The sequence below is a fragment of the Natronomonas aquatica genome (genome assembly GCF_024449025.1).
Lineage (GTDB): Archaea > Halobacteriota > Halobacteria > Halobacteriales > Haloarculaceae > Natronomonas > Natronomonas aquatica.
In genome coordinates, this window is record NZ_JAHLKM010000003.1 from 98,518 (window position 1) to 115,223 (window position 16,706).

Sequence of the window (16,706 nt, forward strand, 5' to 3'; positions counted from 1 at the left end):
GAGATTCCGGACAGGAGTCGACCCGTTCTATCCCGGGTTTATCAGGGCAGTAACAGAGGCGGGCGTTTCTCGGATCGGCTACCGTTGGGGATCTTTAAGCACCGTGAACCACATCGCGGGCATGATCGCGATGAGCCCGAGGATTATCAGAACGATCCCAACCACGCTCAACACCAGACTGCTGAACGATACGATGAGGACAATCCCGATTATTGGTGCGACGAGCATCCACACTGAAAAAGCCCTTCCGAGCATCTTCTCGTTCATGGTATGCTGTAGGGACCAGCGGTACCGATTTAACTGTTCCTTCTGACGACGCCGGACGTGGACGCCGATCGGACGGACCGCCCGGTTCAAAAGTCATCGAGCGTCGCGTTGATCCCCCGCCGGACGTCGACGACGAGCGCGTCGAGATCCAGCCCCAGTACCTCCTCGGTCGCCCGTCCGACCCGGTCGGCCGCCCCCTCGGGCGCGTAGACGCCGAGCCGCCACTGCTCTTCGTTCGCCCGCCGGAGCGCGCTCACGAGCGTCGATTGGCTCTGGAGTGACCTGACCTCGCCGTTGACGACGACGCGGCTGGTCGATTCCTCCATCCGGGGGCGCGGTGGAACGTCGAGCACGACGGTGTCGGGGTCCAGTTCGGCCCGCGTCGCGATCTCGCGTTCGTACTCCCGGACTGTCCCGTGATCGGCGTCGACGACTGCCGCCGGTACGTCCCGGAGTTCCGCCCAGACCGCCCGTTTGAACAGCGACCGCGTGTCGAGCCGTCGGGCGGTCTCCGCCGTCTCAGCGGTCGACCGGAGGCAAACGAGCAGATCGGCGTCGTCCATCCGCCTGAGTTCCTCGGCGGTCACCTCGCCGGCCGCGAGCAGTTTCTCGGTCCCGCGCCGGAGCATCGCCTTCGAGATCCGGGCGACGTGGTGGTTGTAGACGACGGGGTTCATAAGCGAGCGGGCCACAAGCAGCGATTCGGCGGTCTGGACGTTCCCCTCGGCGAGAACGAGTTCGCCGTCGACGAACCGGAGCTCCCGGACGAGCCGGCCGGTATCGATCGTCCCGTACGGGACGCCCGTGTGGTGGGCGTCACGGACCAGATAGTCCATCCGATCGACGTCGAGTTCCCCCGAGACCAGCTGGCCGAACTCGCCGTCGCCGGCGATGAGATCGGTCACCGCCGCGGGATCGACGTCGTGTAGCGCGAGTATGCGGGCGATCTCGCCCTCCCCGAGGAGGTCGTCGACCTCGTCGTGCATCCGTCCGGTCCGTCTGGCGACGACCGACTCTATGTTGTGGCTGAACGGCGTGTGGCCGACGTCGTGAAGGATCGCCGCGGCCTCCAGCCGCTTCCGGCGTCGACCGGCGATCCCGAGCCGATCGAGCGCGGCGCGGGCGAGATGATACACCCCGAGGGAGTGTTCGAACCGGGTGTGGTTCGCGCTCGGGTAGACGAGCCCGACCGTCCCGAGCTGTCGGAGCCGCCGGAGCCGCTGGACGGCCGGCGTATCGAGCAGGTCGGCCGCGATCCCCTCGATGGCGATGTGGTCGTGGACGCTGTCCTTGATCGTGACCATCCGTCGGGTCGTTCGTCGCCCTATAATAAAAACCGTCGCGCCGACGGTCCCGTTCGGGGGGCCGGTTCGACGGTCAGATACAAACCCGTCGGCGCGAAAACGGGGGTATGGTTACGTTCCTGGCCGGCGGGACGGGGACGCCGAAGCTCCTGTGGGGCGCCGACGGCGTCTTCGATCCGGGCGAGACGCCCGTCGTCTGCAACACCGGCGACGACGTCGAGATGGGGGGGCTACTCGTCTGTCCCGACGTCGATACGGTACTGTTCTCGGAGGGCGGGATCCTCGATCGGGAGACGTGGTGGGGGATCGGTGGCGACAGCACCGAAACCCACGGGGCAATCGGTGAGTTGGCCGAGGACGCGGGGCTCGACCCCGGCCCACGGTACCTGTCGGACGACGCACAGACTTCCGGACGGGAGATCGCCCGCTGGCGACGCTTCTCGGGCGTCGCTGAGTTCATGGAGCTCGGCGACCGGGATCGGGCGGTCCACGTCACCCGGACCGGACTGCTCGACGAGGGGAAGACGCTCACCGAGACGACGGCGACGCTCGCCGAGGCGCTCGGCGTCGACCGCCCCGTCTTGCCGATGAGCGACGATCCGGTGGCGACGATCGTCCACACCGACGAGGGGCCGATGCACTTCCAGGAGTTTTGGGTTCACCGCCGGGCCGAACCGTCGGTCGATCGGGTCGAGTACCGGGGTGCAGACGGGGCCGAACCGACGTCGGCCGTCCGGGAGGCGCTCGATGCCCCGGTTGTGATCGGCCCTTCGAACCCCGTGACGAGCATCGGGCCGATGGTGGCGATGGACGCCGTCCGGGCGGCCCTGGAGTCGACGCCGGTCGTCGCCGTCTCGCCGTTCGTCGGCGACCGGATCTTCTCGGGACCGGCGGGCAAACTCCTCGAGGCGACCGGATACGAGGCCTCCACGGCCGGCGTCGCCGAGGCCTACCCCTACGCCGACGCGTTCGTCCTCGATACCGACGACGACACGGAACTGGACCGGCCGACTGTTCGGACCGATACCGAACTCGGCTCGCCTGCCGACGGCGAACGCGTCTGTCGGGCCGTCCGGGAGGCGCTCGGGACCGTCGGCGCGGAGGTGGTCTGATGCCGGCGTTCGACCCGCCCGTCGCCGCCGCCTCCCTGTCGGGGGAATCCGACGCCGAATGGGCTCGGAGGGCCGCGCCGTACGTCGGCTGTGCGTTCCTCGGCGGGATCGCCCTCGAGGACGCGACCAGGGCGGCGGCCCGAAAGCTCCGCGAACGCGACCGGACGGAGTTTCTGCCGCCGGACCCGATCGCCTTTATCGACGCGCAACTGGCGGCGCTTTCGGACGTCGACCTCCGTCCGGGGATGAACGTCCGGAGCGCGGCGCCGGAGCCGGTCGCGGCCGCCGCTTCAGTCTGTGCCGATCACGGGGCGGTCCTCGAGATCAACGCCCACTGCCGGCAGGCGGAAATGTGTGCGGCGGGGGCCGGCGAGACGCTTCTGGCCGACGGCGATCGGCTCTGTGAGTACGTCGCCGCCGCGGCAGAAACGGGGGCGACGGTGAGCGTCAAACTCCGGGCGGGAGTGGCCGGCGTCGACCCCCCGGCGCTCTCGGCGCGTCTCTCCGGAGCCGGCGCCGATCTGCTGCACGTCGACGCGATGGACAGCGAACCGGTCGTCGCCGAGATCGTCGACGCCGCCCCCGACGCCGCCGTGATCGCCAACAACGGCGTCCGGGACCGGGCGACCGTCCGGGAGTACCTCGAGTACGGGGCCGACGCCGTCTCGGTCGGCCGTCCCTCGGACACCCCGGCGGTCCTGGCGCGTGTCCGGACGGCGGCCCGGGAGTGGTTCGACGGACGAACGGAACGAACAGAACGAACGGAACGGGGGGCCCGCACCGATGCGTGATCCGGCCGAGAACGCACAGTTGGCGCTGTTGCTCGAGGTGTCGGGGACGCCGAAGCCGGGAAACGTCGACCGTCACCGCGAGTACGAGGACCTGCGCTTCGAGCAGTTCATGGCCGGCGCCGTCGGGGCGCTTCCGGGTCTGCAGTCGGCCGCCGACGGCGACCCGCTCGGCGCCGCCTTCGAGGACGCCGTCGAGGGGATGAGCGAACAGTCGGGCGGCAACACGCAGTTCGGCGCGCTGTTGGCGCTGGCCCCGCTCGTGGCCGCGGCCGCGACCGACCGGCTCACTCCCGAGGCCGTCGCGGCCGTCGTCGGGGCGACGACCGTCGCGGACGCCTGTGGGTTCTATCGCGCCTTCGAACACGTCGACGTCGCCGTCGACGATCCGCCGGAGGGGGCCGACGATCTGGACGTACGTCGGGGACGCGACGCCGTCGGGACCCTCAGAGCGCGGGGACTGGCGCTTTCGGATATCATGGAACTGTCGGCCGACCACGACGGCGTCGCCGCCGAGTGGATCGCGGGCTTCGAACGGAGCTTCGAGGCAGCCGGGTGGCTGCTGGAGGACGACGGACCGGTATATAAACGCGCCTCGCGCGCGTTCCTCCGGCTTCTGGCGGCCGAACCCGACACGTTCGTCGCCACGAGGAACGGCGAGACGGCGGCGACGGAGGCGACACGGCGGGCGCGGGCCGTCCTCGACGGCGAGGAGGATCCCGAGGAACTCGCCGCCGAGTTCGTCGAACGCGATATCAACCCCGGTACGACCGCCGACCTCACGGCGGCGGCGCTTTTCATCGCCCTCGAACGCGGGCTGGAGGTGTGACGTGACGGACGCCGAGTGGCCCCTCGAACTCGAAGGCGTCACCGAGTCGGTGGTGACGACGCTCGGGCCGAACGGCCGCTGGAACGTCGCCGCGCTCGGGCTGTTCGCCGGCGACCCGGTGACCGCCCGGACCTGGGGTCGGACGCGGACGCGTCGGAACTTCGAAACCGAGGGGGGCGGCTACGTCCAGTTCGTCCGGGATCCGGTCGATTTCGTCGACGCCGCCTGTTCGATCCGCGAGGAGGACGAGCCGGTCCTACCGAGTGCCGACGCGTGGGCGTCCGTCGACGCCGGGGCGATCGACCGCGGGACCGAAGGCGGGACGGAGTGGGTAGAGTGGGAACTACACCCGATCGAATCGGCGATCGAACGTGAAACCGTGTCCACGACGAATCGCGGGTACTACGCCGTGATCGAGGCGACCGTCGCCGCCTCGCGGCTCGATGTCCCCGAATACGACACCGAGACGCTCAGAGAGCGCATCGCGTACTTCGAGGGCGTCGTCGAACGCTGTGGCGCTCCCCGCGATCGGGCAGCCTTCGAGCGCTTCCGCGAACACGTCGATCTCGGTGCCGGGAACGGAGACGAAGAATAGTTCGGCGCCCTGCCGCCGGTCCCGAGACCGTGCCGACGGTGCGGAACGGGGCGGTTACTCTCCGGACGGGGAGGTCGAGCCGACGAAGGACTCGATCCGATCGCGGTAGGTGCCGAGGCCGAGACCCCCGATAAACAGGAGCAGTCCCGAGAGCACGATCCATGTGAGGTTTGCGTGTTCCGTCCCCGTGTGCAACAGTACGTCGAGCATACCGCGGCTACGACGACGGAATATAAAAACTCTGCTACAAATGTCGGGCATCGACAAGCCCGAGTCGGTTCGGGGTTCCGAACGTCTCCCGAGGGGCCCGCGATGGGCGCCGCGGTCCTGGCGGGCCGATCGGAGCGGACGGCTCGTGTTACGGGGACGACGCCGGCGATGTCCCGCGGTCGCGTTCGGGCCCTCCGTCGGCCATCTTCCGCTCGCCGCGGGGGAACCACGCGAGTTCGTGGTCGGCGTCGAGACTCGCGAATACGGGATCGTCGAGCGACACCTTGTCGGCGTGGTTGTGCATACAGCCGACGACGTCCCCCGAATCGATCTCGACGCGGTAGAGGACGGTCGGGCCGAGATACCGACGGTGGACGACCTCCCCGTTTGCCTCACCGGGGGCCGCCGGCCGGGCGCGGACGTCGTCCGGGCGGACCATGAGATCGATCTCGCTCCCGACGTAGGCGTCGGTGAGACCGTTGATCTGATCGAACGGGATACAGCCGACCCCGGTCTCGACGCAGTCTTGCTTGACGTGGCCGGCGACGAAAGAGGCGTGGCCGAGGAACCCCGCGACGAACCGCGATTCGGGCTGCTGGAAGACCTCCTCGGGCGTGCCGATCTGGTCGATGCTGCCCTCGCTCATCACCGCGACGCGATCGGAGATCGACATCGCCTCCTCCTGGTCGTGGGTGACCGAGACGGCGGTAACGCCGGCCTCCTTCAGGATCTCTCTGACCTCCTCGCGCATCTCGACGCGGAGATCGACGTCGAGGTTCGAAAACGGCTCGTCCAACAGGAGCAATCGCGGCTCGGGTGCGAGCGACCGGGCGAGGGCGACCCGCTGTTGTTGTCCGCCGGAGAGTTCGTCCGGGGATTTTTCGCCGTGGTCGGCGAGCCCGACGAGTTCGAGGAGTTCCTCGACCCGCGCGTTCCGCTTTTCCTCGGGCCACTCCTCGATCCCGAAAGCGATGTTTTCGCGGGCCGATAGGTGCGGAAACAGCGCGAATTCCTGGAAGACGACGCCGACGTCCCGCTTTTCGGCCGGGACGAAGTCCGATCCGGTGACGGACGATCCTTCGAGACGGACGGTTCCGGAGTCGGGACGCTCCAACCCGGCGATGAGCCGAAGCGTCGTCGTCTTGCCGCAGCCCGAAGGGCCCAGAAGCGTCAACAGCTCGCCGTCGCGGACCGTCAGCGAGAGATCCCGAATCACGGTCGTTCCGTCGTAGGATTTCCGGAGATCCTCCAGCTCCAACACTGACCGCCGCGTCGACCCCGTCGCCCGGTCTGACGTCCCGTCGAGTACCTCACGATCGGTCGCCTCCGGCTGTCTGAGTTCACTGGACACCGCGATCACCTCCGATGGTCCCTGCCGGATCGCTTGCGTTCATCACTGCGGCTATTGTTTAGGCACACCAAAAACCCTTCCGTTCGATCCCACGTGGCCGGGGTCGGGCCGAGTGGCACGACGACCGGCAGTTCGGCTGAACGTGTGGAGTCCCTTCGGCGGGCTATTCGTTCCGATCGTCGCTGCGGTCTTCTCTTTTCTCCTCCGTGTCCGTCGCGTCGACCGGCCCCTCGTCGTCGAGTTCGTCCTTGATCGAAGCCAACTCCGCGTCGACGTCGATCCCGACGTCGTCGACCCCGTCTTCCGCCGAACCGATACCGGTCCCGGCGGGACCGTCGCCTTCGATACCGTTCCCGTCCTCCGATTCCGCGACGGCGTCCGAAAGCCGCTCGTCGACCTCCGTCCGGAGGTCGCGGGCCTCCTCGAGCAGCCGCCGGAGTTCCGGGTTCGAGGGGTCGCCAGCCGCGGCGGCCGACTGCAGTTCCGCGAGGGCCTCATCGAGCCGCCGCAGCGTCTCACGGCTGGCCGCCGCGAGCCGATCGCGCCCGACCTCGCCGACCGTCTCGAGCGAGCCGGTACGCGAGGATCGGTCGGCTCCCGTTGCGGCGTCGAGCGGGCGACCGTCGGCGACCCGGAGGGCGGCGGCCAGAAGCTCTAGCGTTCGGATACTCGCCTCCAGGAGTGCGATGACGGTCGGGATGGTGTACTGTTCGGTAAACCGGAGGATTTCGCCGGGACTGGGCGGCCGCGGCAGCCCGAGCGGTCCACGGGGCGGTTCCTGCAGCTCCGATCGAAGCGCTTTCAGAGTCTCGGAGAGTTCCGCCGTCGCCTCGGTGAGTTCGCGCTCGCGGTCGTCCATACCCCTACTGGATCGCGGAGCGTCAAAACAGTACGTCCTCGGAACGGCCCGTCCGGTTTCCCGGTATCGGCGCGGTTTCCCCCCGTCGGCGGGGCACCAATCCGGACCGCCGATCGGTTCCGGACGGCCGTCCCCCGCCATCTGTATGTGAATGGGTAACATTCTTGAGCCGGCTCGTCGTACGGGTACCCATGAGATTCGTTATCGTCGGCGCCGGACGGGTCGGGCGGCGAACGGCACGCGTACTCCGGGAGGAGGACCACGAGGTCGTCATCGTCGAACCCGACGTAACGAAGGTCGAGCGGCTCCGCAAGGAGGGTTTCACCGTCGTTGCGGGCGACGGCAGCGACGAGGCCACGCTCCTCGAGCAGGACCTCGAGACCGTCGATGGGGTCGCAGCGCTATCGGGGGATCTCGCCGTCAACTTCCTCGTCTGTATGATCGCCAAACGCCACGAGTGTCGGACCGTCCTGCGGGTCGACGACGACGACCGCGAGTACATCATCGGCAAGTACGCCGACGACGTCGACGAGGTGATCTATCCCGAGCGCCTCGGCGCGATCGCCGCGAAAAACGCCCTCGTCGGCGGCAGCGTCCGGGCCGTCGCCGACATCGCCCACAACCTCCAGTTGCTCGAACTCACGGTCACGCCGGGCTCGCCGATGCGGGGGTACTCGCTGTCGGAACTGGAGTTGCCCGCCGACGCCCGCGTCCTCGCGTTCGGGAAAGAGGGCGAACAGCTCGATCTCCCCGACGCGGACGCCTCGCTGGAGGCCGGCGACCGCGTCGTCGTGATCGCCGACTTCGACGTCCTCCGTGAAGTCGAACAGATCATCGTCGGCGAGACCGATCCCGCGCTCGCACAGGGGGGTGTCTGAGGATGGTCGTCGCCTACGTCATGGTCAAAGCCCACACCGGAAACGCCGGACGGCTCAGGGAGGACATCGAGGCGACCGACGGCGTCGTCTCGGCGCACATCGTCGCCGGCGACGTCGACGTCATCGCGAAACTCGAGGTCGACTCGCCGGCGATGGTCAAAGACATCGCGGCCGACGCGATCCGGACGCTTTCGGGCGTCGAGGACACCCACACCTACATTGCCATGGAGTAACCCCTCCGTCCGTGGTTTCGGAAGCGTTAAAGGATCCAGCGGCTTTTGTTCGAATGCGGGCCGGTGGGGTAGCTTGGTATCCTTCGGCCTTCGGGTGGCCGTAACCACGATTCAAATTCGTGCCGGCCCATACACCCCATCAGTATTTTGCGACCTCAACCGAGTAGAGCCGTCTCTATCCGGGGCGAAGCACCGAGACCGACCTCGAGGCCGATGTCGAGACGTTCAAGCGAACCGCCGCCGTCACCCAAACCCGCGAAACCGAGAGCTTTCTGTTCACCTTCGACGGCGCTTGCGGCTTCTGGACGAAAGCGGGGCCGTCATCACGACCGGCGATCGCGGGACTCCCATCCCTGGACAGCCCAGGAACCGATCGGCGAACCAGGGGGATCGCCACCAGCGCCGGGGTCGTTATAGTAGTCAGTAGAACTGTTTACACACCATTCACAGCCGGATGGCCAGCGACAGCCACGCTGGCCGGACACTCGCGAGTGGATCTGCACTGACGTCTACCGACTACTATAGTGTACCGTCCCCCGGGAGCTTTTTCAAATTCCCAACCACATAGGATTCAGCAGCTAGCTAGCCAGCCTCCAGCGTCAAAATCCAAACGAGGGGGGCGATCAATACTTCCGAAGAGGTACTACCGCAGGTAACGCCGGGCGGGTTCGCCCCCTGTCACGCCTCCAATCAGAAATCTCAACGCTTTTCATTGTCGTCGGTGAACGCGGGGTATGGGAGTTGACTACACGGATCTTCAGGATCCCAACGCGGAGTACACGATGCGGGAGCTATCGGCGGAGACGATGGGCGTTACCGGCGAGCGAGGCGGCGGCCGGGACGTCGAGATCACCGACGTCCAGACGACGATGATCGACGGCAACTACCCCTGGACGCTCGTGCGGGTATACACCGACGCGGGCGTCGTCGGGACGGGCGAGGCTTACTGGGGGACCGGCGTCCCCGAACTCATCGACCGAATGTCCGCGTTCATCGAGGGGGAGAACCCCCTGGACATCGACCGGCTGTACGAGCATCTGATCCAGAAGATGTCAGGCGAGGGCTCCATCGAGGGGCTCACCGTCACGGCGATCTCCGGGATCGAGGTCGCCCTGCACGACCTCGCCGGGAAGCTGCTCGAGGTGCCGGCCTACCAGTTGCTCGGCGGGAAGTACCGCGACCGTGTGCGGGCGTACTGCGACTGTCACACCGAGGAGGAGGCGGACCCCGACGCCTGCGCCGCGGAGGCCGAACGGGTCGTCGACGAGCTGGGCTTCGACGCCCTGAAGTTCGATCTCGACGTGCCCTCCGGCCACGAGAAGGACCGCGCCAACCGCCACCTGCGGCCGGGCGAGATCCGCCACAAGGCCGAGATCGTCGAGAAGGTGACCGAGGCAGTCGGCGACCGCGCCGACGCCGCCTTCGACTGTCACTGGTCGTTCGATGCGGGTTCGGCGAAGCGACTCGCGGATGTCGTCGAGGAGTACGACGTCTGGTGGCTCGAGGACCCGGTCCCGCCGGAGAACATCGAGGTGCAGGAAGACGTCACCGCGTCGACAGTGACGCCGATCGCCGCCGGGGAGAACCGCTATCGGGTCACCGAACTGCGCCGCCTGCTGGAGAACGGCGGGGTCGACATCGTCGCCCCCGACATGCCGAAGGTCGGCGGGATGCGCGAGACCCGCAAGATCGCCGACGTCGCCAACCAGTACTACGTTCCCGTGGCGATGCACAACGTCTCCTCGCCGATCGGGACGGTCGCCTCCGCCCACGTCGGGACGGCGATCCCCAACTCCCTTGCCGTGGAGTATCACGCCTACGAGGTGGACTGGTGGAGCGATCTCGTCGAGGAGACCGTCATCGAGGACGGATACGTCGAGATCCCCGAAACGCCCGGTCTTGGCCTGACCCTGGATCTGGACGTCGTCGCCGAACACATGGTCGAGGGAGAGACCCTGTTCGACCCGGCGTAACTGGGCCCCTGTCCCCGGATCCGCGCTGTTCGACGGGGCCGGGCGCCGATCGAGGCCGACTGCTCCGGCCGGGCGGCGCTCCGAAAACCCCACAGCCCGATCGGCCGATCTGACGCCCCGGGGGACTATCTATCGGGCGTCCGTTCGTTTCGGTGATGACGTTCGATCCCGACCGAGTCACGACGATCACGTTCGATTCCTACAGCACGCTCGTCGACGTGGACGCGGCCGAGGCGGCGCTGGCCGATCGCGTCGACCGACCCGAACCCGTCTCGAAGCTCTGGCGGGCGCGTTCGCTCGAGTATACCTTCGTCGCGAACCACATCGACGCCTACCAGCCGTTCTACGAGATGAACCGCGACGCCCTCCAGTACGCGCTGGACGCCCACGGGGTGGATCTCTCCACGGCGGAGCGCGACGAGATCCTTGCAGTGTATCACGAACTCGACGTCTTCGACGACGTCCGCGAGGGCATCGAACGGCTCCGAAACGGTGGCTATCCGTGCTACGTCGTTTCGAACGGGAACCCCGAGATGCTGTCCTCGATGATCGAACACGCCGACATCGGTGATCTGATCGAGGACTCGATCAGCGCCGACGAGGTGCGGCGGTTCAAGCCCGACGCCGAGATCTACCGACACGCCGCCGGGCAGACGGGGACACCGATAGGGAAGATCGCCCACGTGACGGCCGGCTGGTTCGACGTCATGGGTGCCAGACACGCGGGGATGCAGGGCGTTCGGGTCGATCGGAAGGCGACCCCCTGGGAACCGTTCGACGGCGAACCGGACCTGACGATCGAATCGTTTCACGAACTGGCCGACGCGCTGGGCGTTTGACCGATCGGTTCGGGGAGAGGAGACCCCCGGCGATCTCTGTATCGCCCGATCGGGCAGTCCGACCACGGGTTTATTTATAAGTGTGTTCGCATACGTAGCCAATGCAGACCGAACTCGCGGAGGTTTTCGTTCGAGCCGTCGGCACCTCGCCCGCGGTCCAGGCCCTCGCCGGGGGCATCGTCATCGCCTCGATGAACCTCATCGGCGCCTCGCTCGTCCTCGTCTGGCGGAACCCATCCGAGCGGGCACTGGACGGGTTGCTCGGGTTCGCCGCCGGCGTGATGCTCGCTGCCGCCTTCACCAGCCTCATCATCCCCGGTATCGAGGAGTACTCCGGCGGGAACCCGTTACCGACGCTGATCGGCGTCGGACTCGGCGCGCTGTTTCTCGACCGGGCCGACGCCCTCGTTCCGCACGCCCACTACCTCCTGACTGGAAGCCGCCGGACGGACGCCGCAGGGCAACACGAAACGCTTCCCGTCTCCGACGAACGTCTGGCCGGCGTGGTCCTTTTCATCCTGGCGATCACGCTGCACAACATGCCCGAGGGGTTGGCCGTCGGCGTCGGGTTCGGCGCCGCGGCGGGCGATCCCGCGCGGATCGGCGGGGCCTTGTCGTTGATGGTCGCGATCGGGATCCAGAACGTTCCTGAGGGGCTTGCCGTCTCGGTCGCGGCGCTGAACGCCGGCCTCGACCGTCGACTGTACGCCGCGATCGCCGGCGTCCGGGCCGGAGTCGTCGAGATCCCGCTGGCGGTGCTGGGTGCGGTCGCCGTGGCCACGGTCGAGCCCCTGTTACCGTACGCGATGGGCTTTGCCGCCGGCGCGATGCTGTTCGTGATCTCCGACGAGATCATCCCCGAGACGCACAGAAGCGGCTACGAACGCGTGGCGACGCTCGGCGTGATGGCCGGTGTTATCGTCATGCTGTATCTCGATATCGCGCTGGCCGGGTGAGACCGTACGGTACGGAGACAGGCAACCGCGGTTCGCGCGACGGTAGATCGGCCTGCGGAAGGAACCACCAACGAGTAGTATCTCGGGTCGCTACGGTACCCCAGATCGAATGTCACGTTTCCGGCCGGACCTCCGACGGTGGTCACGAGTTCCCCTCTGGGGGCGACGCGCGATCAAGACGATCGTCGCCATCACTGCGCTCATCCTCGTTTCGTCGCTTCTGTATCACTACCTCTTGATCACCTTCGAGGGGCGGTCCCCCCGGTACGGCCACTCCCTGCAGGTGGTCATCGAGACCTACACCGGGACGGGGTACGGCTCGGACGCTCCCTGGGAGAGCCCCGTGACGAACGCGTTCGTCTCGATCATGGATCTCTCGACGTTTCTGCTGCTTTTCATCGTCTTCCCGTACGTCTTCCGTCCGGTCCTCGAGAACGCGCTGTCGCCGACCGTTCCCACCGTAACCGACGCGTCAGACCACGTCGTTATCTGCGGAACCGAACAGCAGAGCCGACGGCTCATCGAGGAACTCGACGCCCGGGGGGCGGAGTACGTCGTTATCGCTGCCACCGAGGAGGCCGCCCTGGAGCTGGTGGCGGACGATATCCCGGCGATTGCGGGGGATCCCACGGCGGTCGAAACCCACCGAAACGCCCGCGTCGACGACGCACGGGCAGTCGTCGTCGATACCGAGGACAGTCGGTCGGTGAGCGCCCTGCTGGCGATCAGAGAGGTCGACGAGACCACCCGATCCGTCGTGTTGGTCGAGGCTCTGGACCACGAACGTCACCTTCGTTACGCCGGTGCAGACCGGGTGTTGACCCCGAGACAGCTTCTCGGCCGCCGGATCGCCGAACGGATCCTGACCGAAACCAGCCCGACGCGCAGCGACAGCGTCACCCTTGGCGGGGAATTCGCGACACTCGAGTTGACGGTCTTCGAGGACAGCCCGATCCGCAACAGGGCGATCGAGGAGATCGAGGCGACGGCCGGCGGAACGGTAACCGTTCTCGGGATGTGGCGTGACGGACGGTTTCTCGAGTTTCCCGACCCGGAGACGACAGTCGATGAAAACACGGTGTTGCTCGTGGCCGGGCAGGAAGGAGAAATCCGGGACCTGGAGGCCGAAACGTACCGGGGACGCGACGTAGAGCCGACGGTTATCGTCGCCGGCTACGGGGTCGTCGGATCGACGGTACGGGAGGCCCTCGATCGCTCGACGGCCGAGTGTACGGTCGTCGACCTCAAAGACCGGCCGGACGTTTCCGTCGTCGGCGACGTGACCAAGGAGGCAACGCTGCAGACGGCCGACATCGAGGACGCGACCGTCTTCGTCGTGACGATCGCCGACGACGACGAGGCGATCCTCTCTATCGTCCTCGCCGACGAACTCGCCACCGATCTGGACATTATCGCCAGGATGAACCGCGGGGGGAACACGGCGAAGGCGCGCCGGGCAGGTGCCGATTACGCTCTCAGCCTCCCGGGAATAAGCGGCCGGGTGCTCGCCGAAGAGGTCCTCCAGGAGGACGTCCTCTCGTATGGCCGCCAGCTGAAGACGGTCCGTATCGACGCGGACCCGTATGCGGGACGGACGCTCGGGGACACCGAGATCGTCGAGACCGATTGCATCGTTCTCGCCGTCGAGCGCGAGGGGGAACTCGTGACGGACGTGGGTCAGTCCTTCGAGCTCGACGACGGTGACCGGCTCCTTCTCGTCGGGCCCGACGAGGAGCTAAACGCGATCGAGAACAGCCACGAGTGATCCGGTTTCGGTCGGCCCACAGGCGGGAACGTGACCGCGCGACGAGTGAGTATGTATTTGAGCGTCCGGGTTGAACGCCCGAAAAGAGAATGCTTGAGTCGATCCTGTTTTTCGTCGGTGTCGGCGTCGCCTGTTTCGTCGCGTACAACATCGGCGGTGCGACCACGGGCCCCGCCTTCGCTCCGGCGGTCGGCGCGGCCGTCGTCACGAAGGTCATCGCCGCCGGGCTCATGTCGGTGTTTTTCTTCGCCGGCGCCTGGACGATCGGGCGCCGGGTCGTCGACACGCTGGGACAGGAACTGGTCCGGGATCCGGCGGTCTTTACGCTCCCGGCCAGTATCGTCGTGCTCTTTTTCATCGGCGGCGCGCTGTTCGTCGGTAACGTCTTCGGCGTCCCGGCCTCGACGTCGATGACGGCGGTCGGATCCATCGCCGGCCTCGGCCTCGCGTCGGGACAGCTGAACTGGGCGGTGATGGGCGAGATCGTTTCGTGGTGGATCGTCGCGCCGATCATCGGCTTCTGGGTGGCCGGTATGATCGGGCGATACTTCTACGTCTACCTGGACAACTTCATCGCGATCGATCAGACCGACGGCCCGCTCGTGGAGTTCGACCGACGCGGTGGGGTCCCGCGGCCGGTTCTCGGTCCGGGAACTACGCGTCGTGAACTGATCGGTTCGAGCGTCGTCGTCGGGATCGGCTGTGTCATGGCGTTCGGCTCCGGGACTAGTAACATCGCAAACGCCATCGCGCCGCTGGTCGGGAGCGGCCAACTGGATATGAACGTCGGGATCGTCATCGGGTCGGTCGCCGTCGCCGCCGGGGCGCTCACGATCGGCCGGCGAACGATGGAGACGCTCGGCAACGACATCACCCATCTCCCGTTGACCGCGGCGATCGTGGTCGCGACGATCAGTTCGCTGCTCGTCATCGGGCTCTCCTCGATCGGCGTCCCGGCGAGCTTCGTCGTCATCGCGACGATGTCGATCGTCGGCCTCGGGTGGGGTCGAGCTACACGTACGACGAAGGTCGCAGACAGCGTCCAGGGCCGGGAGGCGCCCCGGGCGTCCGTCGGCGCGCTGGCGGCAGACGAGGAGACCGCGACTGTGGGCGATCCGACCATCTCCGTCGAGAGCGATCCGGACCCGATCGGCGAGGAGGAACCCGAGGAGGTTCCGGCGGCGTCGGAGCTCTTCGATCCGTCGACGACCGCCCGCGTCGTGATCATGCAGAACGTCGTTCCGATCTTCGCGACCATCGGCTCCTACGCGACGTTCCTCCTGTTTTTCGGCGTCCGTTGAGGCCCCACAGACCGGCTCCCGCTGGGGTCGAGCGCGGGATCGGTAACGTCGGGATAATTATACCGTCTCCGGCCATAGTCGACGTATGATTTCTCGGGTACTCGTCGCGATGGACGACTCGGAGATGGGAGAACGAACGCTCGAGTACGCGCTCGAAGCCCACCCCGACGCGGAAACGACGGTGCTGTACGTCGTCGGGGGACCGTCGACGATGGGCGGTCAGGCGACGGGACTGGCTCTCTCGGCGGATTTCGAGGAAGCGACGGACGATCTGGCCCGGGAGGTCTTCGAGAGCGCACGCGAAATCGCCGCCGAACACGACGCCGAAATCACCACCGAGGTACAGGTCGGGCATCCGGTTCGGGTGATCCTCAATCGGGCCGATGCGTACGATACGGTCGTGATCGGAGCCCACACTGGCTCGGTCGCCGACCGCCTCTTCGTCGGCAACGTTGCCGAGAAAGTCTTCCGTCGATCGCCGGTCCCGGTGACGGTCGTCCGATGAGCGAAGCGGGGGAGGTACGCGGCGTCGACGTTGACGACGAGACCCGGTGTGCACATTACGATTCCGAGTCGGACGTGGTCGCGATCAGGTTCGGCTGCTGTGGGACGTATTACGCCTGTTTCGAGTGCCACGCGGCGCTCGCCGATCACCCGCCGGAACCGTGGCCGACGGCCCGTCGGACGGAGCCGGCGGCCCGGTGCGGCGTCTGCGGAGCCGACCTGACTGCGACCGAGTACACCTCCACCGACGCGTGCCCGAACTGTGAGGCCCGCTTCAACCCCGGCTGCGCCGAGCACTACCACCTGTACTTCGAGTGGATCGACGCCGCCGATAGCGACTGAGCGCCGTCTTGCGTAGGGTTTTCAACGTCGCCACCCCGACGGTCAGTATGGCTTTCGACGACCTCGCGTGGCGAACGCTCGGCTCGGAGATCGATTACACCTGCCCCGGCTTCGACGTCGTCCGTGACGACGTTCGGCTCCCGGACGGCACCGAAACCGAGTTCCACTACGTCTCGGAACCGCCGTCGGTCGTCGTGTTGCCATTCACCGAGGACGGCGATGTGGTCGTCATCCGGGAGTGGCGACAGGCCGTCGAGCGTGTGAATTTCGGGCTGCCCGCGGGCGGGCTCGAGGACGAAGACGCCGACGTTTCGGCCGCCGCGAGACGGGAACTACGGGAGGAAACCGGCTACGAGGCCGGCGACGTCGAACGGGTCGGGACGTACGAACCGGCCAACGGGCTCTTCGATTCGGTCCTTCACTACGTCCTCGCACACGGGTGTGAACCCACCGCGTCGCAGGAACTCGATCACAACGAATCGATCGCCGTCGAAACGAGGACCTTCGAAGAACTCAGATCGAAAGCCCTCGACGGCGATCTCCGCGACGGACGGTCGGCGCTGGCCGTGTTACAGTATGCCGTACGGTCCGACGAGTAGT

19 protein-coding genes and 1 tRNA gene are annotated in these 16,706 nt (G+C 66.9%); 15 read left to right on the plus strand and 5 right to left on the minus strand.

Annotated features, from left to right (window positions below; translation table 11 throughout):
* Window positions 1-78: 78 nt before the first annotated feature.
* Together KM295_RS04375 and KM295_RS04380 are read right to left on the minus strand one after the other, a co-directional pair.
* On the minus strand, window positions 79-267 hold the full coding sequence (locus KM295_RS04375; protein ID WP_256028661.1) for a hypothetical protein: 189 nt from the start codon (window positions 265-267) through the stop codon (window positions 79-81).
* 86 nt (window positions 268-353) lie between these two features.
* Complete coding sequence (locus KM295_RS04380; protein WP_256028662.1) at window positions 354-1,571, minus strand: HD domain-containing protein; 1,218 nt, start codon at window positions 1,569-1,571, stop codon at window positions 354-356.
* 107 nt (window positions 1,572-1,678) lie between these two features.
* Here KM295_RS04380 and cofD point away from each other — a divergent pair, with 107 nt between their 5' ends.
* From cofD to KM295_RS04400, 4 genes are read left to right on the plus strand one after another with little or no spacing between them, the layout of a single operon-like run.
* The gene (gene cofD, locus KM295_RS04385; protein WP_256028663.1) at window positions 1,679-2,683 is read left to right on the plus strand and encodes a 2-phospho-L-lactate transferase; all 1,005 of its coding nucleotides are present in this window, start codon (window positions 1,679-1,681) and stop codon (window positions 2,681-2,683) included.
* Complete coding sequence (locus tag KM295_RS04390; RefSeq protein ID WP_256028664.1) at window positions 2,683-3,474, plus strand: tRNA-dihydrouridine synthase; 792 nt, start codon at window positions 2,683-2,685, stop codon at window positions 3,472-3,474. Before cofD ends, KM295_RS04390 begins: the two co-directional genes overlap by 1 nt.
* Window positions 3,467-4,300 (plus strand): triphosphoribosyl-dephospho-CoA synthase, encoded by an 834-nt coding sequence (locus KM295_RS04395; RefSeq protein ID WP_256028665.1) that lies wholly within the window; start codon window positions 3,467-3,469, stop codon window positions 4,298-4,300. Before KM295_RS04390 ends, KM295_RS04395 begins: the two co-directional genes overlap by 8 nt.
* 1 nt (window position 4,301) lies before the next feature.
* A complete protein-coding gene (locus tag KM295_RS04400) occupies window positions 4,302-4,895 on the plus strand; it encodes a DUF447 domain-containing protein (protein ID WP_256028666.1) in 594 nt (197 codons plus the stop codon).
* Between the two features lie 54 nt (window positions 4,896-4,949).
* Here the strand turns inward: KM295_RS04400 and KM295_RS04405 are convergent, their stop codons facing one another.
* The 3 genes from KM295_RS04405 to KM295_RS04415 all read right to left on the minus strand — a co-directional run bounded on the left by KM295_RS04405 (window position 4,950) and on the right by KM295_RS04415 (window position 7,315).
* Window positions 4,950-5,105 carry a hypothetical protein gene (locus tag KM295_RS04405; protein ID WP_256028667.1) on the minus strand — a complete coding sequence of 52 codons (156 nt, stop codon included), beginning with the start codon at window positions 5,103-5,105 and terminating at the stop codon, window positions 4,950-4,952.
* A 148-nt stretch (window positions 5,106-5,253) separates the two neighbouring features.
* On the minus strand, window positions 5,254-6,456 hold the full coding sequence (locus KM295_RS04410) for an ABC transporter ATP-binding protein (protein ID WP_256028668.1): 1,203 nt from the start codon (window positions 6,454-6,456) through the stop codon (window positions 5,254-5,256).
* Window positions 6,457-6,619: 163 nt separating this feature from the next.
* On the minus strand, window positions 6,620-7,315 hold the full coding sequence (locus tag KM295_RS04415; RefSeq protein WP_256028669.1) for a DUF7547 family protein: 696 nt from the start codon (window positions 7,313-7,315) through the stop codon (window positions 6,620-6,622).
* A 191-nt stretch (window positions 7,316-7,506) separates the two neighbouring features.
* On the opposite strand from KM295_RS04415, the gene KM295_RS04420 reads away from it, so the two are divergent.
* The 11 genes from KM295_RS04420 (at window position 7,507) to KM295_RS04470 (ending at window position 16,705) form a co-directional block, all read left to right on the plus strand.
* A complete protein-coding gene (locus KM295_RS04420) occupies window positions 7,507-8,193 on the plus strand; it encodes a potassium channel family protein (RefSeq protein WP_256028670.1) in 687 nt (228 codons plus the stop codon).
* 2 nt (window positions 8,194-8,195) lie between these two features.
* The gene (locus KM295_RS04425) at window positions 8,196-8,426 is read left to right on the plus strand and encodes an Lrp/AsnC family transcriptional regulator (RefSeq protein WP_256028671.1); all 231 of its coding nucleotides are present in this window, start codon (window positions 8,196-8,198) and stop codon (window positions 8,424-8,426) included.
* A 57-nt stretch (window positions 8,427-8,483) separates the two neighbouring features.
* A tRNA-Pro gene (locus KM295_RS04430) sits at window positions 8,484-8,556 on the plus strand.
* Between the two features lie 604 nt (window positions 8,557-9,160).
* The gene (locus KM295_RS04435; RefSeq protein WP_256028672.1) at window positions 9,161-10,399 is read left to right on the plus strand and encodes a mandelate racemase/muconate lactonizing enzyme family protein; all 1,239 of its coding nucleotides are present in this window, start codon (window positions 9,161-9,163) and stop codon (window positions 10,397-10,399) included.
* A gap of 155 nt (window positions 10,400-10,554) precedes the next feature.
* On the plus strand, window positions 10,555-11,238 hold the full coding sequence (locus KM295_RS04440; RefSeq protein WP_256028673.1) for a haloacid dehalogenase type II: 684 nt from the start codon (window positions 10,555-10,557) through the stop codon (window positions 11,236-11,238).
* A 101-nt stretch (window positions 11,239-11,339) separates the two neighbouring features.
* Window positions 11,340-12,194: a ZIP family metal transporter gene (locus KM295_RS04445; RefSeq protein ID WP_256028674.1), complete on the plus strand. Its 855-nt coding sequence runs from the start codon at window positions 11,340-11,342 to the stop codon at window positions 12,192-12,194.
* A 109-nt stretch (window positions 12,195-12,303) separates the two neighbouring features.
* A complete protein-coding gene (locus tag KM295_RS04450; RefSeq protein WP_256028675.1) occupies window positions 12,304-13,959 on the plus strand; it encodes a potassium channel family protein in 1,656 nt (551 codons plus the stop codon).
* Between the two features lie 89 nt (window positions 13,960-14,048).
* Complete coding sequence (locus KM295_RS04455) at window positions 14,049-15,260, plus strand: inorganic phosphate transporter (protein ID WP_256028676.1); 1,212 nt, start codon at window positions 14,049-14,051, stop codon at window positions 15,258-15,260.
* A gap of 85 nt (window positions 15,261-15,345) precedes the next feature.
* Window positions 15,346-15,765 (plus strand): universal stress protein, encoded by a 420-nt coding sequence (locus KM295_RS04460; RefSeq protein WP_256028677.1) that lies wholly within the window; start codon window positions 15,346-15,348, stop codon window positions 15,763-15,765.
* Window positions 15,762-16,106: a CHY zinc finger protein gene (locus tag KM295_RS04465; RefSeq protein WP_256028678.1), complete on the plus strand. Its 345-nt coding sequence runs from the start codon at window positions 15,762-15,764 to the stop codon at window positions 16,104-16,106. Before KM295_RS04460 ends, KM295_RS04465 begins: the two co-directional genes overlap by 4 nt.
* A gap of 47 nt (window positions 16,107-16,153) precedes the next feature.
* Window positions 16,154-16,705: an NUDIX hydrolase gene (locus tag KM295_RS04470; RefSeq protein WP_256028680.1), complete on the plus strand. Its 552-nt coding sequence runs from the start codon at window positions 16,154-16,156 to the stop codon at window positions 16,703-16,705.
* Window position 16,706: the final 1 nt, after the last annotated feature.